This window comes from Nocardioides albertanoniae, from assembly GCF_006716315.1.
GTDB classification, from domain to species: domain Bacteria; phylum Actinomycetota; class Actinomycetes; order Propionibacteriales; family Nocardioidaceae; genus Nocardioides; species Nocardioides albertanoniae.
Genome location: NZ_VFOV01000001.1, coordinates 1,927,926 through 1,948,450 on the forward strand (window position 1 = coordinate 1,927,926; position 20,525 = coordinate 1,948,450).

General features: G+C 70.8%; 17 protein-coding genes. 9 read left to right on the forward strand and 8 right to left on the reverse strand.

Features of this window, described 5'->3' with window-relative positions; translation table 11 throughout:
* The first annotated feature begins 5 nt into the window (after nt 1–5).
* From FB381_RS09210 to FB381_RS09225, 4 genes are read left to right on the forward strand one after another with little or no spacing between them, the layout of a single operon-like run.
* Entirely contained in the window at nt 6–1,466 is a 1,461-nt protein-coding gene (locus tag FB381_RS09210; RefSeq protein ID WP_141780011.1) for a FecCD family ABC transporter permease, read from the forward strand.
* Nucleotides 1,463–2,518, forward strand: a complete 1,056-nt coding sequence (locus FB381_RS09215; RefSeq protein WP_211352373.1) for a FecCD family ABC transporter permease — start codon at nt 1,463–1,465, stop codon at nt 2,516–2,518. Before FB381_RS09210 ends, FB381_RS09215 begins: the two co-directional genes overlap by 4 nt.
* Entirely contained in the window at nt 2,515–3,327 is an 813-nt protein-coding gene (locus FB381_RS09220) for an ABC transporter ATP-binding protein (RefSeq protein WP_141780012.1), read from the forward strand. The genes FB381_RS09215 and FB381_RS09220 overlap by 4 nt, the downstream gene beginning before the upstream one ends.
* A 44-nt stretch (nt 3,328–3,371) precedes the next feature.
* Nucleotides 3,372–4,286 (forward strand): ABC transporter substrate-binding protein, encoded by a 915-nt coding sequence (locus FB381_RS09225; protein WP_211352374.1) that lies wholly within the window; start codon nt 3,372–3,374, stop codon nt 4,284–4,286.
* Nucleotides 4,287–4,367: 81 nt separating this feature from the next.
* Here the strand turns inward: FB381_RS09225 and FB381_RS24460 are convergent, their stop codons facing one another.
* The gene (locus FB381_RS24460; protein ID WP_281285038.1) at nt 4,368–4,499 is read right to left on the reverse strand and encodes a hypothetical protein; all 132 of its coding nucleotides are present in this window, start codon (nt 4,497–4,499) and stop codon (nt 4,368–4,370) included.
* Between the two features lie 80 nt (nt 4,500–4,579).
* Entirely contained in the window at nt 4,580–5,470 is an 891-nt protein-coding gene (locus tag FB381_RS09235) for a LysR family transcriptional regulator (RefSeq protein ID WP_141782678.1), read from the reverse strand.
* A 71-nt stretch (nt 5,471–5,541) separates the two neighbouring features.
* Here FB381_RS09235 and gabT point away from each other — a divergent pair, with 71 nt between their 5' ends.
* The 3 genes from gabT to FB381_RS09250 all read left to right on the forward strand — a co-directional run bounded on the left by gabT (nt 5,542) and on the right by FB381_RS09250 (nt 11,911).
* Nucleotides 5,542–6,873, forward strand: a complete 1,332-nt coding sequence (gene gabT / locus FB381_RS09240; protein WP_141780013.1) for a 4-aminobutyrate--2-oxoglutarate transaminase — start codon at nt 5,542–5,544, stop codon at nt 6,871–6,873.
* A complete protein-coding gene (locus tag FB381_RS09245) occupies nt 6,870–8,264 on the forward strand; it encodes an NAD-dependent succinate-semialdehyde dehydrogenase (protein WP_141780014.1) in 1,395 nt (464 codons plus the stop codon). The genes gabT and FB381_RS09245 overlap by 4 nt, the downstream gene beginning before the upstream one ends.
* Before the next feature lie 194 nt (nt 8,265–8,458).
* Nucleotides 8,459–11,911, forward strand: a complete 3,453-nt coding sequence (locus FB381_RS09250; protein ID WP_141780015.1) for an indolepyruvate ferredoxin oxidoreductase family protein — start codon at nt 8,459–8,461, stop codon at nt 11,909–11,911.
* 36 nt (nt 11,912–11,947) lie between these two features.
* Here the strand turns inward: FB381_RS09250 and FB381_RS09255 are convergent, their stop codons facing one another.
* Entirely contained in the window at nt 11,948–12,475 is a 528-nt protein-coding gene (locus FB381_RS09255; protein WP_141780016.1) for a hypothetical protein, read from the reverse strand.
* Nucleotides 12,476–12,535: 60 nt separating this feature from the next.
* The gene (locus tag FB381_RS09260; RefSeq protein WP_141780017.1) at nt 12,536–13,735 is read right to left on the reverse strand and encodes an MFS transporter; all 1,200 of its coding nucleotides are present in this window, start codon (nt 13,733–13,735) and stop codon (nt 12,536–12,538) included.
* A 45-nt stretch (nt 13,736–13,780) separates the two neighbouring features.
* Here FB381_RS09260 and FB381_RS09265 point away from each other — a divergent pair, with 45 nt between their 5' ends.
* Nucleotides 13,781–14,440 (forward strand): FadR/GntR family transcriptional regulator, encoded by a 660-nt coding sequence (locus FB381_RS09265; RefSeq protein WP_141780018.1) that lies wholly within the window; start codon nt 13,781–13,783, stop codon nt 14,438–14,440.
* Nucleotides 14,441–14,460: 20 nt separating this feature from the next.
* Here the strand turns inward: FB381_RS09265 and FB381_RS09270 are convergent, their stop codons facing one another.
* Together FB381_RS09270 and FB381_RS09275 are read right to left on the reverse strand one after the other, a co-directional pair.
* Nucleotides 14,461–16,584, reverse strand: a complete 2,124-nt coding sequence (locus tag FB381_RS09270; RefSeq protein WP_141780019.1) for an acetate--CoA ligase family protein — start codon at nt 16,582–16,584, stop codon at nt 14,461–14,463.
* Between the two features lie 79 nt (nt 16,585–16,663).
* Nucleotides 16,664–17,836: an acyl-CoA dehydrogenase family protein gene (locus FB381_RS09275; RefSeq protein ID WP_141780020.1), complete on the reverse strand. Its 1,173-nt coding sequence runs from the start codon at nt 17,834–17,836 to the stop codon at nt 16,664–16,666.
* A 142-nt stretch (nt 17,837–17,978) separates the two neighbouring features.
* On the opposite strand from FB381_RS09275, the gene FB381_RS09280 reads away from it, so the two are divergent.
* The gene (locus tag FB381_RS09280; protein WP_141780021.1) at nt 17,979–18,623 is read left to right on the forward strand and encodes a TetR/AcrR family transcriptional regulator; all 645 of its coding nucleotides are present in this window, start codon (nt 17,979–17,981) and stop codon (nt 18,621–18,623) included.
* 30 nt (nt 18,624–18,653) lie between these two features.
* Here FB381_RS09280 and FB381_RS09285 read toward each other — a convergent pair whose 3' ends face one another.
* Both FB381_RS09285 and FB381_RS09290 read right to left on the reverse strand, forming a co-directional pair.
* A complete protein-coding gene (locus tag FB381_RS09285) occupies nt 18,654–19,514 on the reverse strand; it encodes a MaoC/PaaZ C-terminal domain-containing protein (RefSeq protein ID WP_141780022.1) in 861 nt (286 codons plus the stop codon).
* Nucleotides 19,515–19,590: 76 nt separating this feature from the next.
* Nucleotides 19,591–20,505, reverse strand: a complete 915-nt coding sequence (locus FB381_RS09290) for an SDR family oxidoreductase (protein ID WP_246088033.1) — start codon at nt 20,503–20,505, stop codon at nt 19,591–19,593.
* Between the last annotated feature and the right edge of the window lie 20 nt (nt 20,506–20,525).

Sequence of the window (20,525 nt, forward strand, 5' to 3'; positions counted from 1 at the left end):
ACGACATGCGTCTCAGTGACCTCGCCACGGGCGAGGCCGTCGCAGTGCGCTCGGACCACACCCGGGTGCAGGTTCCCCGAGGAACCGCTCCGGTGGGTCTCCGGCTCGCGGCAGCCGCCGTGGACCTCGCGCTCGTGGCCCTGCCTCTGACCGTCGGCGCCCTGATCGTCCACTCGCTCCGCGACGCGAACGGCGGGGGCGTCGTGGACCGGGTCGTCTTCGGTGGCTTTGCGATCGCCGTCGCGACGGCAGTCCACGTGTGGAACCACGGTTTCGGCCAGGGCCGTCGCGGGGCGTCGACCGGGAAGGCCTGGCTCGGCCTGATCGCCCGCGGGCCGGACGGCCGCCCGCTCGGCGTACGCAACAGCCTCCTGGTCGCCACGCCACGTCAGGTGGTGCGACGGATCACCGCCGTGGACGAGGGCTTCACCGAGGTCGTGGTCGACCTCACGCCGGCCCGGCTCCGGCTACGTCGAGCCGTCGGCGTCCTCGCCCTGCTGATCGTCCTCGCGGTCCTGCTGCTCGCGAGCGTCGCCGTGGGATCGCGACCGCTGGCCTTCGGTGAGATCTGGCACGGCCTCCTCCCGCCTTATGACGCGAACCCCACCGAGGCCGACCTGATCGTCCGCGACCTGCGTATGCCCCGGACGCTGCTCGGGCTCGTCACCGGGATCGCGCTCGGCCTCGCCGGCGGACTGATCCAGGGACACACCCGCAACCCGCTCGCCGACCCGGGCATCCTCGGCGTCAGCGCGGGCGCCGCCTGCGCGGTGGTCGTGGCGATCATGTTCCTCGACGTGACGTCCGCGGGCGGCTACATCTGGTTCGCGCTCGCCGGGGCCCTGATCGCCAGCTCTGTCGTCTTCGGTCTCTCGACCATCGGAGGTGGCAACCCGTCGCCGGTCTCCCTCGTCCTCGGCGGGGCCGCCGTCGCCGCATTCCTGTCCGCCATCACCTCGGCGGTGGTGCTCCTGGATCAGGCGACCCTTGACGCCTACCGGTTCTGGGTCGTCGGATCTGTCTCCGGCCGTGGGATCGAGGTCCTGACTCCTCTGCTGCCCTTCTTCGCGGTCGGCATCGTGCTGGCCGTCGCCAACGGCCCTGGACTCAACGTCTTGAGTCTGGGGGAGGAGGTCGCTCGCTCGCTCGGCACGAACATCGCCCTGAACCGGATCCTCGGGATCACGGCGATCACACTGCTCGCCGGTGCTGCCACCGCGGCCTGTGGGCCGATCGCCTTCATCGGGCTCGCGGTTCCCCACGTCGCGCGGGCGTTCACGGGGCCGGATTATCGCTGGCTGCTGCCGTGCTCCGCCCTGATCGGCGCCGTCATGCTCATCACCTGCGACATCATCGGCCGGGTCGCCGCCCGTCCTGGGGAGCTGCAGGTCGGCATCGTGCTCGCTCTCGTGGGGGCGCCGTTCTTCATCGCTCTCGTACGCCGCCGGAAGCTGGTGACCCTGTGACGACGCTCGTTCCCGGACGCCCGCGCGTCGGGTGGGGACTGCTGACCATGGTCTGGCGGCCGCGCCTGGTCACCGTCGGAGTCGGTCTGCTCGTGCTGGTCTTCCTGCTGGTGTGCCTCAACGTCGGCCAGGGCGATTACCCGATCAGCGTCCCCGAGGTCGCCAAGGTGATTCTCGGTGGTGGGACGGACGCTGAGCACTTCATCGTCTGGGAGCTGCGGCTCCCGCGTTCGGTGGTGGGCCTGGTCGTCGGTGCCGGCTTCGGCATGTCGGGCGCGATCTGGCAGTCGATCACCCGCAACCCGCTGGCGAGCCCGGACCTGCTCGGCATCACCGCCGGGGCCGGTGCGGGTGCGGTCGCCGTGATCATCCTGGGCGGGACCGCCTTCGTGGGTGGCGCGGTGGGAGTGCCCGTAGCCGCGATGGTGGGCGGCCTGCTGACCGGGGCGATGATCTACCTGCTCGCCTGGCGCCGGGGCATCGAAGGCTTCCGGCTGGTCCTGATCGGCGTCGCCGTCAACGGGATCCTGCTCGCGCTGACCAACTGGATGCTCGTCGTCGGCGAGATCTGGGACGCGCAGGAGGCGACGGTCTGGCTCAACGGGTCGCTCAACGGCCGCGACTGGGGCGACGCACTCCCCGCCGCCATCGCGCTCGGGATCATCGGCGCGGTCGCTCTCGTCTCCACCTTCCAGCTCTCCGCGCTCAAGCTGGGCGATGACACCGCTCGGGCGCTCGGCGTGCGGGTGCAGCTCAGCCAGGCGGTTCTGCTGGTCGCCTCGGTCCTGCTCGCCGCGATGTGTGTCACCGCCGCCGGCCCCATCGGGTTCGTCGCCTTCGTCGCGCCGCAGGTCACGCTGCGGATCGCCCGGACCCCAGGGCCGCCGCTGCTCGCCTCGGCGCTGACGGGCGCCGCCCTCGTCGTCGGCAGCGACTACGTCGCGCGTGTGCTCCTGCCCGTCGAGCTCCCCGTCGGCATCGTCACCACCGCCGTCGGTGGCCCTTTCCTGATGTACCTGATCGTCCGCACCAACCGGAGGCTGTCCCGATGAGCAACCATCAGATCACCGCCGAGGAGCTGGTGCTCGCCTACGGTGACCGGGTCGTCGCCGAGGGCCTGACCACCGAGATCCCGTCCGGCAAGGTCACCACGATCATCGGTCCCAACGGCTGCGGCAAGTCCACGTTCCTGCGGGCGGTCACGCGTCTGCTGAAGCCCAGGTCGGGACAGGTTCTGCTCGACGGCCGGTCGATCAGCTCGATGCGTACGCGTGAGGTGGCGAAGGTGCTCGGTCTGCTGCCGCAGTCGCCCACCGCGCCGGAGGGCCTCACCGTCGCCGACCTGGTCGCGAAGGGGCGTCACCCGCATCAGTCGTGGCTGCGCCAGTGGTCCAGCGACGACGAGGCCGAGGTCGACGCGGCTCTGCGGCTGACAGGCATGCACGAGCTCGCCTCCCGGCCCGTGGACGAGCTCTCGGGCGGTCAGCGGCAGCGTGCCTGGATCTCCATGGCGCTGGCGCAGGAGACGGACATCCTGCTGCTCGACGAGCCGACCACGTACCTCGACCTGGCTCATCAGGTGGAGGTGCTCGACCTCGTCGACAAGTTGCATGTCGACCTCGAGCGCACAGTCGTGATGGTGCTCCACGACCTCAACCTCGCGGTGCGCTACAGCGATCACCTGATCGTCATGCGCGAGGGGAGAATCGTCGCCGCCGGTCCGCCCGACGAGTTGATCACCGCAGAGCTCCTCCGTGACGTCTTCGGGCTCGACAGCCACGTGCTGGTCGATCCGGTCTCCGGCCGTCCCATGATCGTCCCGATCGGCGTTCGGCGCGCCGCACCCACCGTTCAGTACTGAACGCACTCCGCACCCAGCGGACCATCCCCAGGAAAGGAAACGACGTGCGCAAGCACCTGACAGGCGTGATCGCCACGGCCACTGCCGCCATCGTCCTCGCCGCCTGTGGCGGCACCTCCACCGGAGAGGACTCCGACGTAGAGACACGCGAGGTCAAGCACGCCAAGGGAGTGGCCGAGGTTCCTGTCGACCCGAAGCGGGTCGTCGTGCTGGACACCGGTGAGCTGGACGACGCGCTCGCGCTCGGCGTGAAGCCGGTCGGCGCCGTGCGTGTCGATGTGGCCACCGACTTCCTCAGCTACCTCGGGGACCAGACCGAGGGGATCAAGGAGGTCGGTACGATCTCCGAGCCGAACCTCGAGAAGATCGCCGCCCTCGACCCGGACCTCATCCTGTCCAGCACCGTGCGCCACGAGGCGATCTACGATCAGCTCAGCGAGATCGCCCCGACCGTCCTCGCCCCCGACGTCGGCGACACCTGGAAGGACAACTTCCTGTTGTACGCCGATGCGCTCAACAAGACCGACGAGGCGAAGAAGATGCTCTCCGAGTTCGAGGGCGACGCCGCCGAGGTCGGCAAGTCCGTCGGAGAGGGCAAGACGCTCTCGATCGTGCGGTTCCTCCCGGGCCAGATCCGGCTCTACTCCGACAAGTCCTTCACCGGCGTGATCCTCGACGACATGGGCATGACCGTCCCTGAGAAGGCGGTGGGGGAGGACACCTTCCTGGAGCTCTCGCCGGAGCAGGTCACCACGGCCCAGGCCGACCACCTCTACGTGAGCACCTACGGTCCGGAGAACGACACCGACAAGGCCAAGGTGCTCGGCGGGCCGCTGTGGAAGCGGATCCCCGCGGTCGAGGCCGGCCAGGTCGACGAGATCAACGACGACCTCCTCACCGGCATCGGCATCCAGGCCGCCCAGCAGATCCTCGCCCAGTTCGAGAAGGAGCTTGGCTGAGACTGGTGAGCGTGAAGGTCGTGCCCGATCCCGCCGTCCGCGCGATCCGGCACGACCTTCGCTGTTTTCGGCGGGTACACCTCAGCCGGAGGCCGCCGCGCGGCTGTGCTCGAGGGCGCGCTCGCGCAGCGCGGTGCCGGTGACGATGCTGATGCTGAACCGGTCCCACGTCGCGAGCACTCGCACCAGGTCGGCGTGCCACTCGTCGTCCATCGCGCGCTGCGCGGCGGCGAGCTAGACGTCGGCGAAGGCCAGGAGCGTGTCCACCCGACGGCTGACCCCAGGCCCGTCGGTCAGCGGGCGGCGACCTCGACCCCGTAGCGCTCGACGCAGAAGGCCGCGAGCCGCTCGGCCAGGCCCGCGAGTGCAGCGGCGGCGTGGTGGTGGGGGTCCCATGCGGCGTACAGCCTGATCCGGACCGGGCCCGACGGAGCCTCGATGTGCAGGGGCACCAGGCCGAAGCGCGGGTCGTCGGAGACCACCGCGATCCCGCGGCCCGACGCCGCGAGCGCCTGCGCGACCTGGGCGTTGGAGACCTCGAGCACGTCGCCGTAGCCCACGTCGGCCTCCTCCGCCGCCGTGTCCAGGAGCGGGCGCGGCCGCAGGTCGTCGGTGAGCAGCACCAGCGGACGCGTGACGAGGTCGCGTACGTCGGCCGACCCACGATCCGCCCAGGGGTCGTCGGCGCGCACGTAGGCCCAGACCGGCAGCACGGCGAGGGCTCGGGAGGCCAGGGCCCGGCCAGGCGGCCTGGTGACGATGGCCAGGTCGGCGCCGGCCCGCACGGCGGCGACCGCACCGCGCGGGTCGAGCTCGCGCACCTTGGCGACCGGGTCGTCGGCCCGCAGCGTCGCCAGGAACGGTGCGAGCACGTCGGTGAGCGTGGTGGTGGGCACGGCCAGGTGCAGCTCCTCGAGCCGGCCGGCCCCGAGCACGCCGACGGCGCGTTCGAGGTCGTCGGCGTGACTGAGCAGGTCGCGGGCGCGGGGGAGGAACGCCTCGGCCGCGCGGGTGAGCCGCAAGCGCCGCCCCTCCCGGGCGAAGAGCGGCACTCCCAGGCTCGCCTCCAGCTGGCGCAGCTGACGCGAGAGCACCGGCTGGGTCACGTGCAGCAGGTCGGCGGCCCGGGTCGCCGAGCCCGCGTCGGCGGTGGCGACGAAGTAGCGCAACAGCCGCAGATCCATGCTCACAGAGCATGAGTCTAGGAGAAAATAGGTCTTGGACGACAAGTGCTGTCGACGCTCACGATGAAGCCATGACTGCCAGCCTCGAACAGACCCGACTCCTGCGTACGCCGCTTCCCGGCCCCCGCTCGCAGGAGCTCATGCGTCGCAAGACCGCGGCCGTGAGCCAGGGCGTCGCCGCCACCATGCCCGTCTTCGCCGTCCGCGCCGCCGGTGGCATCGTCGAGGACGTCGACGGCAACCGCTTCATCGACCTCGGCTCGGGGATCGCGGTGACCACCGTCGGGTCCAGCGCCGGCCGGGTCGTCGACGCGGTCACCGACCAGGTCGCGGCCTTCACCCACACCTGCTTCATGGTGACCCCCTACGAGGGCTACGTCGCGGTCGCCGAGCAGCTCGCCCGGCTCACCCCCGGTGACCACGAGAAGCGCACCGCCCTGTTCAACTCCGGCTCCGAGGCGGTCGAGAACGCCGTCAAGATCGCCCGCTCGTCCACCGGCAAGGACGCCGTCGTGGTCTTCGACCACGCCTACCACGGGCGCACCAACCTGACCATGGCGATGACGGCGAAGAACATGCCCTACAAGCACGGCTTCGGACCGTTCGCGGGCGAGGTCTACCGGGCGCCGATGTCCTACCCCTTCCGCGACGCCGCCGAGGTCGACGGCAAGCTGGCCGCGGCCCGGGCGATCGGCCAGATCGAGACCCAGGTCGGAGCCGACAACCTCGCCGCGATCGTGATCGAGCCGGTGCAGGGCGAGGGCGGGTTCATCGTGCCGGCGCCCGGGTTCCTCGCCGCGCTGGCGGAGTGGTGCCGCGCCAACGACGTGCTCTTCGTCGCCGACGAGGTGCAGTCGGGCTTCGGCCGCACCGGCACCTGGTTCGCCGTCGAGCACGACGACGTCGTGCCCGACATCGTGGTCAGCGCGAAGGGCATCGCCGGCGGCCTGCCGCTCGCCGCGGTCACCGGTCGCGCAGAGGTGATGGACGCCGTGCATCCCGGCGGGCTGGGCGGCACCTACGGCGGCAACCCGCTCGCCTGCGCCGCCGCGCTGGCGGTGATCGAGATCCTCGAGACCGAGGGCCTGCTCGCCCGGGCACGCGAGATCGAGGCTCGCCTGCTGGGCCGTCTCGGAGACCTGCGGCAGCGTGACTCGCGCATCGGCGACGTACGCGGCCGGGGCGCGATGATCGCCGCCGAGTTCGTCGACCCGGCGACCGGCAACCCCGACGGTGCGCTCGCCAAGGCCGTCGCGGCCCATGCCCACAGCCAGGGAGTCATCGCCCTGACCTGCGGCACCTGGGGCAACGTCATCCGGTTCCTGCCTCCGCTGAGCATCTCCGACGAGCTGCTCGACGAGGCCCTCGACATCGTCGCGGCCGGGCTGGAGCAGGTGTCATGACCGGGTCCGTCGTGACCGGGCAGACCTTCGCCGTCGAGAACCCCGCGACCCGCGAGGTCGTCGCCGAGGTCGCCGACGGCACCGCGCAGCACGCGATCGCCGCGGTCGACGCAGCCGCGGGGGCGCTCGCGCAGTGGTCGGCCCTGCCGCCACGGGCGCGCGCCGACCTGCTCGTGCGGGTGCGCGACCTGATGCTCCGCGACGCCGACGAGCTCGCCGGCCTGATCGCGCGCGAGAACGGCAAGTCGCTCGCCGATGCGCGTGGCGAGGTCACCTACGCGGCGGAGTTCTTCCGCTGGTATGCCGAGGAGGCCGTGCGGCCCCACGGCGACTTCGGACCGTCACCGGCAGGCGGCACCCGCACCATCGTCACCCACAGGCCGGTGGGCGTGGCCGCGCTCGTCACGCCGTGGAACTTCCCGGCCGCGATGGCCACCCGCAAGATCGCTCCGGCCCTCGCCGCGGGGTGCACGGTCGTGCTCAAGCCGGCCGCGGAGACGCCCCTGACTGCGCTCGCGCTGGCCCGGCTGATCAGCGAGGCGGGCGTCCCCGACGGTGTGGTCAACGTGGTGACCGGCCTGGACGCGCCCGGCATCGTCGGCGCCTGGCTCGCCGACGACCGGGTGCGCAAGATCTCTTTCACCGGCTCCACCGGCGTCGGCCGGGTGCTGCTGCGGCAGGCCGCCGACCGGATCGTCAACACCTCGATGGAGCTCGGTGGCAACGCGCCGTTCGTGGTGACCTCGTCGGCCGACGTTGCCGCGGCGGTGGAGGGCGCGATGGTGGCGAAGTTTCGCAACGGGGGACAGGCCTGCACCGCGGCCAACCGGTTCTACGTCCACGCCGACGTGGCGGCGGAGTTCACCGCCCGCCTCGGTGCCGCGGTGGAGGCGCTCCGGGTCGGTCCGGCCGAGACGGGCAGCGACATCGGCCCGCTCATCTCCGCGAAGGCCCACGCCACGGTGTCCGGCCTCGTCGAGGACGCGGTGGCGGCGGGAGCCGAGATCGCCCACCGTGCCGAGGCTCCCGCCTCGGAGGGCTACTTCTACCCGCCGACCGTCCTCACCGGGGTCGCTCCCGGGTCGCCGTTGCTCCGCGAGGAGATCTTCGGCCCGGTGGCTCCGATCGTGGTCTGGGAGCACACCGACGAGCTCGTGGGCTCGGTCAACGACACCGAGCTCGGGCTGGCGGCGTACGTCTTCGGGGAGCTGGGGGAGGCGCTGCGGCTGGCCGAGCGGATCGATGCCGGCATGGTCGGGATCAACCGTGGTCTGGTCTCGGACCCGTCCGCGCCGTTCGGTGGCGTGAAGCAGAGCGGCATCGGGCGCGAGGGTGCGCGCGCAGGACTCGAGGAGTATCTCGAGACGCAGTATCTGAGCCTCGCCTGGTAGCCCTGCGGTGATTGGCGTGGCATGGGTCACGTCCAGCATGATGTGACCCATGCCACCCGTGCACCCCACGAGTGGTTCCTCAGGGTCGCCCTCACCCGGGCGGTCCCGGCAAACCTTCCGGACCCCACCACCAGCAAGGTCCGGCAGATGAAGGAGTCACCCATGCCTGTTGTCATGCCCCTGGAGGTCGTCCGATGACCGCCGTCTTCGAGCCCGGAACTGCCTTCGAGGCCTATGACCTGGCCGACCGTTACCGCGTCGGCGCCGGACCGGTCCTGCTCACCGGGATCCAGGCGATCGCGCGGATGCTCGTCGAGCAGCGCGAGCTGGATCGCCGCCGAGGCTTGCGCACCGGCACGTTCATCTCCGGCTACCCGGGCAGCCCGCTGGGCGGCCTCGACCAGCTCCTGCTGGGGCTCCCGAAGGAGATGGCCGACAACGACATCACCGTCGTCCCCGGCCTCAACGAGGAGCTCGCGGCCACCGCGGTCTGGGGCAGCCAGTCCTCGGTCACCCTCGACACCGAGCGCTTCGACGGCGTCACCGGCGTCTGGTACGGCAAGGGCCCCGGCGTCGACCGCGCGCTCGACGCGATGCGCCACGCCAACATGTACGGAGCCCACCCCAAGGGCGGCATGCTGATGCTGGTCGGCGACGACCCGGCCGCGAAGTCGTCCACCGTGCCCGCGGTCAGCGAGCGCACCCTGTCCTCGCTCGGCATCCCCGTGCTGTTCCCGCGCAACGCCTCCGAGATCGTCGAGTACGGGATGGAGGGCATCGCCCTCTCCCGTGCCACCGGCTGCGTGGTCGCGCTCAAGATCGTCGCCGACGTCGCCGACGGCGCCTGGGTGGTCAACCCGGAGATCGGTGTGCTCGACCCGGTCGCGCCGCAGATCGAGTGGGACGGCGTGCCCTACACCTACGAGCCGACGAAGATCGAGCTCTTCCCCGACCGCATCGTCGGTGCCGAGGCGAAGCTCTACGGCCCCCGGATGGCCTCGGTGAAGTCCTACGCGGCGGAGAACAAGCTCAACCGCATCGAGGTCAAGGCGCCCAACGCCAAGGTCGGCATCGTCGCCTCGGGCTCGTGCTACGACTCGATGCGCCAGGGCCTCAAGGATCTCGGCCTCGACCACGACGACCTGATGGCAGCCGGCATCCGGGTGCTGCGGCTCGGGATGATGTGGCCGGTCGAGCCGACCATCGTCGAGACCTTCGCCGAGGGCCTCGAGGAGATCGTGGTGGTGGAAGACAAGACCTCCTTCATCGAGCAGGGCGTCCGGGAGATCCTCTACGGCCGCCCCGACGCTCCGATGATCCTGGGCAAGAAGGACCGCGCCGGCGTGCCGCTGGTGCCGCTCGACGGTGAGCTGACCGCCGGCCGGCTGCTCGCGCCGCTGCGCCGTGCGCTGAAGGGCCGCGTCGAGCTGAAGTCCGCCGGCCCGTCGCGGATCGACCTCCCGCTGCTCTCGACCTCGCGCACGCCCTACTTCTGCAGCGGCTGCCCCCATAACCGCTCGACCGCGCTCCCGGAGGGGAGCCTGGGTGGTGGCGGTATCGGCTGCCACACCCTGGTCACGGCCTCCCAGCGCGACGACAGCGCCGTCGTCGGCATCACCCAGATGGGTGGTGAGGGTTCGCAGTGGATCGGGCAGGCGCCCTACAGCCATGCCGAGCACATGTTCCAGAACGTCGGCGACGGCACCTTCTTCCACTCCGCCCAGCTGGCCATCCAGGCCTGTGTCGCCTCCGGCGTCAACATCACCTACAAGCTGCTGCACAACGACGTCGTCGCGATGACCGGTGCGCAGAAGCGCCAGGGTGAGGTGCAGATGGCGCAGCTGACCCACAAGCTGATGAACGAGGGCGTCAAGGCGATCATCGTGGTCGCCGACGAGCCGAAGCGCTACCGTCGCAGCCACTTCGCCGCCGGCGTACGTCTCTGGCACCGCGATCGCCTCGACGAGGCCCAACGCGAGCTGCGCGAGATCCCCGGCGTCACCGTGCTCATCTACGACCAGCACTGCGCTGCCGACGCCCGTCGCCAGCGCAAGCGGGGCACGATCGAGGCCCGCAACACCCGCATCGTGATCAACGAGGCCGTCTGCGAGGGCTGCGGCGACTGCGGCGTGAAGTCCAACTGCCTCTCCGTGCAGCCGGTCGAGACCGAGCTGGGCCGCAAGACCCGCATCGACCAGACCTCGTGCAACACCGACTACACCTGTGTCGAGGGCGAGTGCCCCTCGTTCATGGCCGTGGAGACCGACCCGACGGTGAAGACCGCCAAGAAGGAGACCCCGGCCCCGCCCGAGGTGGCCGACCCCGGCTACGCCGAGCTCGACCGCACCTTCGGTGTCTTCATGGCCGGCATCGGCGGCACCGGCATCGTCACCGTCAACCAGGTGCTCGCCACTGCGGCGCTGCGTGCCGGGTTCGGCGTGGAGTCGCTCGACCAGGTCGGGATGAGCCAGAAGGCCGGCCCGGTGACCGCTCACCTGCGGTTCGGTCCGGGCGCGATCGAGCCGTCCAACCGGGTCACCCCGGGCTCGGCCGACGCCCTGCTCGGCTTCGACCTGCTCACCCTGGCCGAGGGCAAGAACCTCGCCTACGGCGACCCGTCGCACACCCGCGCGGTGGTCTCCACCAGCAAGACGCCGACCGGCCCGATGGTCTACGACAAGGATGTCGCCTACCCGGCCGACGACGAGCTGCTCGCCCGCGTCAACGGATCCTCGGCCTCGCTGCGTGCCTTCGACGCCCTCTCCGCGGCCGAGACCCTCTTCGGCAACACGGCGGCGGCCAACTTCCTGCTGGTCGGCGCCGCCTACCAGGCCGGGGCGCTCCCGATCCCCGCCGAGGCGGTCGAGGAGGCCATCGGCATCAACGGTGTCGCGGTCAAGGCAAACGTCGCCGCGTTCCGCTGGGGCCGTGCCTCGGTCGCAGCGCCGGAGGAGTTCGCCAAGGTCACCGGCACGGCCACCGCGCCGGTCGAGGAGATCGCAGTTCCGGCCCTCGACCAGGCCCGGTTCGACGGCGAGGTGCGTCGCCTCGCCGAGGTGCGCGCCCCGAAGCTCGTCGGCTTCCAGAACCAGCGCACCGCGCGCACCTACGTCGAGCTCGTCGACCGGATCTGGAGCGCCGAGCGTGCCGTCACCGACGAGACCCGCTTCTCCGAGGCCGTCGCCCGCTACCTGTTCAAGCTCACCGCCTACAAGGACGAGTACGAGGTCGCCCGGCTGCTCACCGCGCCGGCAGCGCTCGACGGTGTCCGCTCCGAGGTGCAGGGCAAGATCAGCTTCAAGCTCTCCCCGCCGATCTTCGGGGCGATCCTGAAGGGCGGCAAGATGACCTTCGGCCCGCGATCCCACTTCATCCTCCGCCTCCTGGCGACGCTGAAGTTCCTTCGCGGCACGTTGCTCGACCCCTTCGGCCACGCGCACGTACGCCGCACCGAGCGCGCCCTCGCAGCGCACTACTCGGCGCTGGTCACCGGCCTGGCCGCGGACCTCACCGAGGAGACGTACGCCCGCGCGGTCCGCCTCGCGGAGCTCCCGGACATGGTCCGGGGCTACGAGAACGTGAAGATGCGCAACGTCACCGCCTACCGCGAGGCGCTCGCCGCCGAGGGTGTCGACCTCGACGTCTGAGCAGCTCGAGCACGACCCAGCGGCCGGCGGGCACCACTAGAGAGTCTGGTGTGTGCCCGCCGGTCCGTTGCCGAGACCGAAGGCAGCCGAGAGCCCCGACCGGGCGCCGGAGCTGTCGAGCGCGGCCTCGATGCGGCGTACGTTGCGGGCCGAGGGGTAGGCGAAGAAGCCCATCAGGGCCAGCGAGACGGCGCCGCCGATCACGTAGGTCATCAGCTGCCCCTCGCTGAGGGCGAACGCCAGCGCGAGGGAGACGAGGGCCACCACCTCGCTGAGCGCCAGCCGCAGGAACATCGACGTCTGGTGCTTCTGCAGCCCCTCGACCGTTGCCTTCTCGGACGGGGTGCCGGGCGTGATCGGCGCGGCCCGGAAGCCGATCGAGGTGCACAGCAGGGCGACGGCCACCCCGGCCACCAGCTGCCCGCCGATCACGTACGCCGGCGGCAGGCTCAGGTCGGCCTCGGGCACGGTGAGCGCAATGACGACGCCCAGACCCACCACCACGGACATGAAGGTGAGCGCCAGGGTCTGTGCCGTGCGCGCCAGTGGAGAGGGTGTGCTCATCAGGGGTCCTTCGAGGTCGGTGGTCTGAGGCACGGAATCTAGCGGAGCGCGCACGCGCTGTCAGCGAGCCGGCGCGATGACGCGCTGCCGGCCGGCGCTGAAGCCGACGATCGTCTGGATCAGGCAGAGGGTGGCCATGACCAGGCAGGGGAGCGCCCACGAGCCGGTCCACTCCTGCAGCAGCCCGACCGCGAACGGCATCGGCGCGGCGATCAGGTAGCCGAAGCCCTGACCCATCGCGGACAGCGAGGCGGTGTCGGCGGCGTTCGAGGTGCGCAGAGCGAACAGCGAGAGGGTGACCGGGAAGACGCTGCCGCCCACCCCGATCAGCACCGCCCAGGCCAGACCGCCGGCCGCGGGAGCGAGGCAGAGGCCGAGATAGCCGCAGACCAGGCACAGGCTGAAGAAGGCGATCAGCAGCCCCTGAGACCTCATCCGCATCGCGATGACGGGAGCCGCGAAGTAGACCGGGACGCCGACCAGGATCGAGGCGGCGAGCAGGAACCCGGCCTGCTGCGGGCTCAGCCCCGCGGCCGCATAGATGCTGGGCAGCCAGCTCATCGTGACGTACGCCGAGGCCGACTGGAGGGCGAAGACCACGGTCACCGCCCAGGCGAGCGGGCTCCGCAGCAGGGAGCGATGGCTGCCGCTGTCGATCGTGCGGCGCATCCCACGGCTGGCCGTCAGCCAGACGACCAGCGCGAGCGCCGCCGTGGACGCCCACACGAGCAGGCCGGCGCGCCAGCTGCCGCTCGTCTCGGCGATGGGGACGGTGGTCATCGCCCCGATCGCGGCCCCGGCCGAGAGGATGGCGCTGTACGCGCCGGTGACGGTGCCGACCCGCGAGGGGAAGTGGGCCTTCACCAGCGAGGGGAGGAGCACGTTGCTCAGCGCGATCCCGGAGCAGGCCAGCACGGTGCCCAGGATCAGGATCGCCGGCCCGTCGAGCACGCGGACCACGAGGCCGGCGGTCAGCATGCCGACGGCGATGGTCTGGCAGTGATAGAGGCCGACCCGGCTGATCAGCGTCTTCCCGAGCCCGCCGACCACGGCGAAGCAGATCACCGGGAGCGAGGTCAGCACGGCCTGAGTGGCCGGGTGGAGGCCGGCGAGCTCGAACAAGGTGCCCAGGCTGGTGACCGCCACCCGCAGGTTGAAAGCCACCAGCAGCACGGCTGCCAGCATCAGCGCGGGTCGGGGGAGGCGCGCGCCCAGTCGTGAGGTCGGGTTCTGCGGGTCGGTCTGGACGTCGGCGGGCACCACGCTAGTATTGCAGACATAGGATGATTGGATGAAAGGACGGCCATGCCCCTGCAGTCCGTTGCGCCGGCGTCGCTGGTGGAACAGGCGATCGCCGGGCTTCGCGGCATGCTCGAGTCCGGCGAGTGGCCGGTCGGGCACAAGATCCCGCCGGAGCCGACGTTGGCCGAGCAGCTCGGCGTCAGTCGCAACACGGTCCGCGAGGCCGTCCGCGCCCTCGCCCACGCCGGCGTGCTGGTCGTACGCCGAGGTGACGGCACCTACGTGGCCGCACCGAGCGAGGTGGCGGCTCTGGTCGAGCGCCAGCTCGGCCTGGTCGAGCAGCGTCACGTCTTCGAGGTCCGGATGGCGTTCGAGGTGCGCGCCGCCGGGCTCGCGGCGGCCCGCCGCACTCCGGCCGACCTCGACCGCCTGACCGCCTCGCTGCGTCGTCGGGCCGAGGCGGTGGCCGCCGCCGACGAGGCCGGCTTCGTCGATGCCGACGCCGAGTTCCACTCCAGCGTGGTCGCTGCTGCCGGCAACCCGCTGATGTCCCAGCTCTACGACGGGTTCCAGACCGAGCTGAGGTCTGCGTTGAGCTTCCCCGACGCCGGGCACGACCACCTCACCGAGGACCACCACGCGCTCTTCGACGCGATCCGGGCCCAAGACGTCGAGCGGGCAGTCGCAACAGCCGAGCTGCTGCTGCACCACGCGGCGTCCTGAGCCCTGCGCGGGCCGCCGGGTCAGCTGCGCCAGGTGATGAGTGCGTCGAGCGCCTCGATCCGGTCGCCGGAGACCAGCAGCGGGTTGACCTCGAGCGACTCGAGCTCGTCGCCGAGCGCGACGGCGACGGCGCCCACCCTGGCGACCACGGCGGCCAGAGCATCCACGTCGGCCGGAGCCTGACCGCGGGCGCCCCGCAGGATCTCGATGCTGCGCAGCGACTCGACCGCTCGCCGTGCCTCGGCGTCCGAGACCGGGAGCAGACGCAGCTGGGAGTCGCCGAGGATCTCGACCCAGACCCCACCCGTGGCCACCGCCAGCGTCAGCCCCCACGACGGGTCGCGGACGACGCCGACGAGCAGCTCCGTGCCGCCCGACCGCATCGGCTGCACGACCGTGGTGCTGCCGTCGTGGCCCGCCTTCGCGAGGGCGTCGGCGATGCGCTGTGCGGCGCTGCGGACCGACTCGGCGTCGCCGAGGCCGAGCTCCACACCGCCGAGGTCGCTCTTGTGCTCCAGGTCGTCGGCCGCAGCCTTTAGCACCACGGGGAAGCCGACCTCCTCGGCGAGCCGGGCAGCCTCGTCGGGGGAGGTGGCGACCCGGGAGGGCACCATCGGGATGCCGTTGGCGCTCAGGAACGCGGCGGCGTGCCGTTCGGTCCAGCTCCCGGTGCGCGGCGGCAGCCCGTCGGGCAGCGTCAGCTCCACCGAGACCGGTGCGTCGGGACCGGCCAGATGGCGCCGGTAGGTCTGCGACCACCGGACCGCATGACCCAGCGCCGTCATCCCGTGCTCGATGCCGCCGGCGATCTGCGGATAGCTCGTGGCCTCGCGCAGCGCGCGGCCGGTCTCGTTGACGTCGACCAGCACGTTGCCGACGATCACCACCGGCTTCGCCGAGGAGCGTACGACCTCGCCGGTGTGCCGGTAGTTCTCCACCGCCAGGTCGAAGTCGGGGGTCACGCGCGGCATGTCCTGCAGCAGCATGATCGCGTCCACCCCCGGGTCGGCGGCGACGACCTCGAGCGACTTGGACATCAGCTGGCGATCGAGGAGCACGTAGCCGGTGACGTCGAGCGGGTTGTTGGGTGTGGCGAACGGCGGGAGCACCTCGCGGAGCGCGGCCGTGGTCGCCTCGGAGAACTCCGGCAGCTCGAGACCCTCGTCCTCGGCGCGGTCGGAGATGATCTCGGAGGCGCCGCCCGAGGGGGTGACGACGCCGATCCGGTTGCCGGGCAGCGGACCGGTCTCGGCGAGCATGCCGGCGGTGACCATCAGGTCCTCCAGCGACCCGACCCGGATCACGCCGAGCTGGCGGAAGGCGGCGTCGACCGTCTTGTCGTCGCCGACCAGGGCTCCGGTGTGTGCCTGCGCCGTGCGCGAGGCCTTGACACTGCGGCCGATCTTGAGGGCCACGATCGGCTTGCCCGCCGCCAGCGCGCGCCTGGCGATCTCGGCGAACTCCTCCGGGTGCCGGATGCTCTCCAGGAAGAGCGCGATCACCTTGGTCGTGGGGGAGTCGACCAGCGCGTTCATCACGTCGGTCACCGCCATCGCGGTCTCGTTGCCCATCGAGACGAGCAGCGAGATGCCGATGTTGCGGGCCTGGGCGAAGGCGAGCACGTTGCTGGCCAGCGCACCGCTCTGCAGCACCACGCCGACCGAACCGCCGATGAGCGGCGGCGGGATCGGCAGCCCGTACGGCGTGACCGAGTCGGCCGCGTTGATGAACCCGTTGCCGTTGGGGCCCAGCACCGTCAGGTCGTGCCGGCGGGCGATATCGGAGATCTCCTGCTCGCGAACCAGGCCCTCGCCGCCGACCTCGCCGTACCCGGCGGTGAGGATGACGTAGTTGCGTACGCCGCGGGCCGCGCCCTCCTCGAGGACCCGTGGCACGACCTCGATCGGCGTCATCACGTACGCCAGGTCGACCGGCCCCGGGATGTCGGAGAGGCTGCGGTGGGTCTCGACGCCGTGGACGACCGACGTCTTGGGGTTCACCAGGTGAACGTCACCGGCGAAGCCGTGCTGGAGAAGATTGTTGTAGGTGCTCGTCGACCAGCCCGACTTGTCGGTCGCCCCGACGAGGGCGACCGACTTCGGGCGGAAGAACTCCTGCAGCCGGTCGGCGTCGAGAGTCGTCATGGCGCCACCTCCGTAGCGCAGGCGCCAGGATACGGACGCGGCGCCATGAGATCCCTGATGTTCGCTCGCTCGCGCTCGCTCATGCCACCGACGCTCCCACCTTGACGTGGCCCTTGAGGAGGTTTCGGGCGATCGTGCGTCGCTGGATCTCGTCGGTGCCCTCGAAGATGCGCAGCAGCCGCAGCTCGCGATACCAGCGCTCGAGCGGGAGCTCCTTGGTGTAGCCCATCCCGCCGTGGATCTGCAGGACACGGTCGACGACGCGGTTGGCCATGTTGGTGCCGTACAGCTTGGCGATCGACGAGGTGTGGCGCGCGTCCATCTTGTTCTCGACCTGCCAGGCGGCGTGGAGGGTCAGCCAGCGGGCGGCCTCCAGCTCCACGGCGCTGTCGGCGATGTGGCCCTGGATGAACTGGTAGTTGGCGATCGGCTGGCCCATCGAGTGCCGGTTGTTGGCGTGCTCGATCGCCATCTCGAGCATCCGCTCCGCGGCGCCGATGGCGCGCGCCGGGATCATGAAGCGGCCGTTGCCGATCCATGACATGGCCAGCTCGAAGCCCTTGCCCTCCTCGCCGAGGATGTTGCGGTGCGGCACGCGTACGTCCTGGAAGCTGAGCGCTGCCGGGCCCCACTCGCCCATGGTGGGGATGGGGTTGGAGTCCCAGCCCATGGCCCGGTCGACGAGGAAGCAGGTGACGCCGCCGTCGGCTCCCTTCGCGGGGTCGGTGACCGCGAAGACCATCACGAAGTCGGCCTCGTTGCCGTTGGTGATGAAGATCTTCTCGCCGTTGATCACCCAGTCGTCGCCGTCGCGGACGGCGCGGGTCTTGATGTTGCGGGCGTCGGAGCCGGCCCCGGGCTCGGTGATGGCGAAGCAGCTGCGGCGCTCACCCTCGATGGTGGGTATGAGATATTCTTTCTTCTGCTCCTCGTTGGCCCCGTAGAGGATGTTGTCCGCGCCGCCACCGAAGCCGAACGGCACATAGGTGCGTCCGGTCTCGCCGGCGATGATCGCCGACATCAGGGCGCCCGCGGCCATGCCGCCGTACTCCTCCGGGGTGTTGATGCCCCAGTAGCCGTACCTGCGGGCCTTGGCCTGGAGGTCCTTGAGCTGTCCGGGCTCGAGCGCGGGCCGGCCGTTGCGCTCGTTGAGGAGGACCTGGTCCTCCAGTGGCATCACCTCCTTGGTGACGAACTGGCGCACCGCCTCCTTGACCGCTCGATGCTCTTCCCCCAGCGCGAAGTCGATCATTGCCCGCTCCTTCTGTAGAGTGAGTTTCTAGAATGAATTTCTAGAATGGAACTATGAGTAGAGTCACGCAGTCACGGTTCGTCGTCAAGAGCAAATGCGCATATTGTGAGAAGATCCGGGGCAAGACGACGAGGAGTCAACGATGTCGCTAGAGGTCGATCCGCAGCGTTCCGCAGGGCGCCGCTGGGCCAAGACCGAGGAGACGCGCAGGCAGCTCCTGGACGCATCGAGCGAGGTCTTCGCCGAGAAGGGCTACACGGTGGCGAGCGTGTCCGACGTCGTCGCCCGCGCCGAGTCCAGCGTCGGGAGCGTCTATCACCACTTCGGTGGCAAGGAGCAGCTCTACCTCGCCCTGTGGGAGGAGTACGTCGGCCGGCTGGCCGCTGCTGCCGCCGCCAGCGTCGCGAAGGCGCGCAAGCGCGGGGTCGAGGCGCCCCTGGACCAGTTCGAGGCGGGTGCTCTGGCCTACCTCGACGCGGTCTGGGAAGACCGTGAGCTGCTGCCGGTCTTCTACGCCGGCGACGGCCCGCCAGGGTTCGAGGTGATGCGCCGCCGGCGCAACATCGAGTGGATCCGGCGCAACCTCCAGGTCCTCGGGCTCGGTGGCACCGACGAGGACCAGCTGCTCGGTGCCATCCTGACCGCGCTCATCGGTGAGGCGGCGCGGATGACGGCCGCGTGCGAGACCAAGCGCCAGGCGCGGGCGGTGGCGAAGCACGCGATCGCGCTGGCCCAACGGCTCTTCGTCGCAGACATCCCCGCGGACGCGCCCCAGAAGGCGGTCTAGGGCGCGCCCGCCGCCGCGGCAGCCGGAGTCTCAGCGCCACGTGGCCAGTCCGCGGTCGAGCACCACGGTGCCGTCCTCCTTCCGAGTCTGGAAGGCGGTCGTGCCCTCGTCGACGTGCCACATCGCGACCTGGAGCACCTCGCCGGGCAGGACCGGTGAGGAGAACCGCCCGGACATCGATGACATCGCGTCGCCGTCGCCTCCGGCGATGGCGGTGACCAGTGCCCGGCCGGTGACACCGTAGGTGCACAGGCCGTGCAGGATCGGTCGCTCGAAGCCGCCTCTGGCCGAGAAGCGAGGGTCCGAGTGCAACGGGTTGCGATCGCCGCTGAGGCGGTAGAGAAGCGCCTGGCCGGGCCAGGTCGGCATGCTCACCAGCTCGTCGGGATCACGCTCGGGGATGGGGGAGACGCTGCGTGGCCCGGGGTCGCCGCCGAAGCCTCCTTCGCCTCGGATGAACACCGAGCTGCGGGTGGTCACGACGGCCTCGCCCGTGCCCGGGTCGACCGCCTCGGACTCGCTGGTGACCAAGGCTCCCTTGCCCTTGTCGTACATGCCGGTGACCTGTGAGGTGACCGAGACGGTGCCGTCCGGTCTCAGCGGTCGGTGCAGCACGACCTCCTGCTCGGCGTGGACCAGCATCGCCGGGTCGAAGTCGCCCATCGGCCTGCCGCCGCGCCGGGTGCCCCAGGTGGCCATCACCCCGAAGGTCGGCAGCACCTTCTGCTCCTGGCAGGTGTCGTCGCCGTGCTCGGTGGTGTAGCGCAGATCGCTGAGCGGGTCGTCGTGACCGGCACCCACGCCGAGGGCGTAGAGCAGCGTGTCGGCGCTGGTCCACGACCGCGACGTGGGCTCGGAGCGTACGCCGATGACGGACCGGTCGAGGCTCATGCCGCCGCCTCCGTCGAGGTGAAGCAAGGATACGGAACCGGCGGCCTGAGGCCGATGGTCGCTCGCTGAGGCTCGCTCATGCTTCCGGCGTCCTTCCGCTGGTGAGCGAGTTCGCCCGGGCCTCGGCGATCATGCTCGGGAGCACCACGTCGAGCTCGTCGACGGTCCACGGACCGTCCTTCTCCTCCGTCGGGCCGGCGACCCAGCCCTCGGCCACGCTCACGTGCCCACCGCGTACGTTGAAGACGCGGCCGGTCACCTCGCGCGCGGACGCGCCGGCCAGCCAGACCACCACCGGGGAGACGTTCTCCGGGGCGCCGGGGTTCCACTCGCCCTCGGCCACCTCGGGACGGTCGGGGTTGAGATTCTCGGTCATCCGGGTCAGCGCGGCGGGGGCGATCGCGTTGACGGTGATGCCGTAGCGGCGCAGCTCGCGGGCGGCGATGACGGTCATCGAGGCGATGCCGGCCTTGGCGGCGCCATAGTTGATCTGGCCCGGGTTGCCGTAGATGCCCGAGGAGGAGGTGGTGTTGATGATCCGGGCGTCGACGTCCTCGCCCTTCTTGGAGAGCTCACGCCAGTGCTGGGCGGCCACGCTCATCGGGGCGAACGTGCCCCGCAGGTGCACCTTGATCACGGCGTCCCACTCGTCGATCGACATGTTGACCAGCATCCGGTCGCGCAGGATGCCGGCGTTGTTGACCAGCACGTCGACCTTGCCCCACTCGTTGAGCGCGTCCTGGAACAGCTTCTGCGCACCCTCGGGGTCGCTGATGTCGCTGCCGTTGGCGATCGCCTCGCCGCCCAGCGCGCGCACCTCCTCGACGACCTGCTGGGCGGGGTCGTCGGCCTTGCCGGTGCCGTCGAGGCCGGCGCCGAGGTCGTTGACCACGACCGCCGCGCCGCGGCGGGCGAACTCGAGGGCGTGGGCCCGGCCGAGTCCTCGGCCGGCGCCGGTGATGATGACGACCTGCCGGTCGGTGATTGCCATGATTCTGCTCCTTCGGGTGG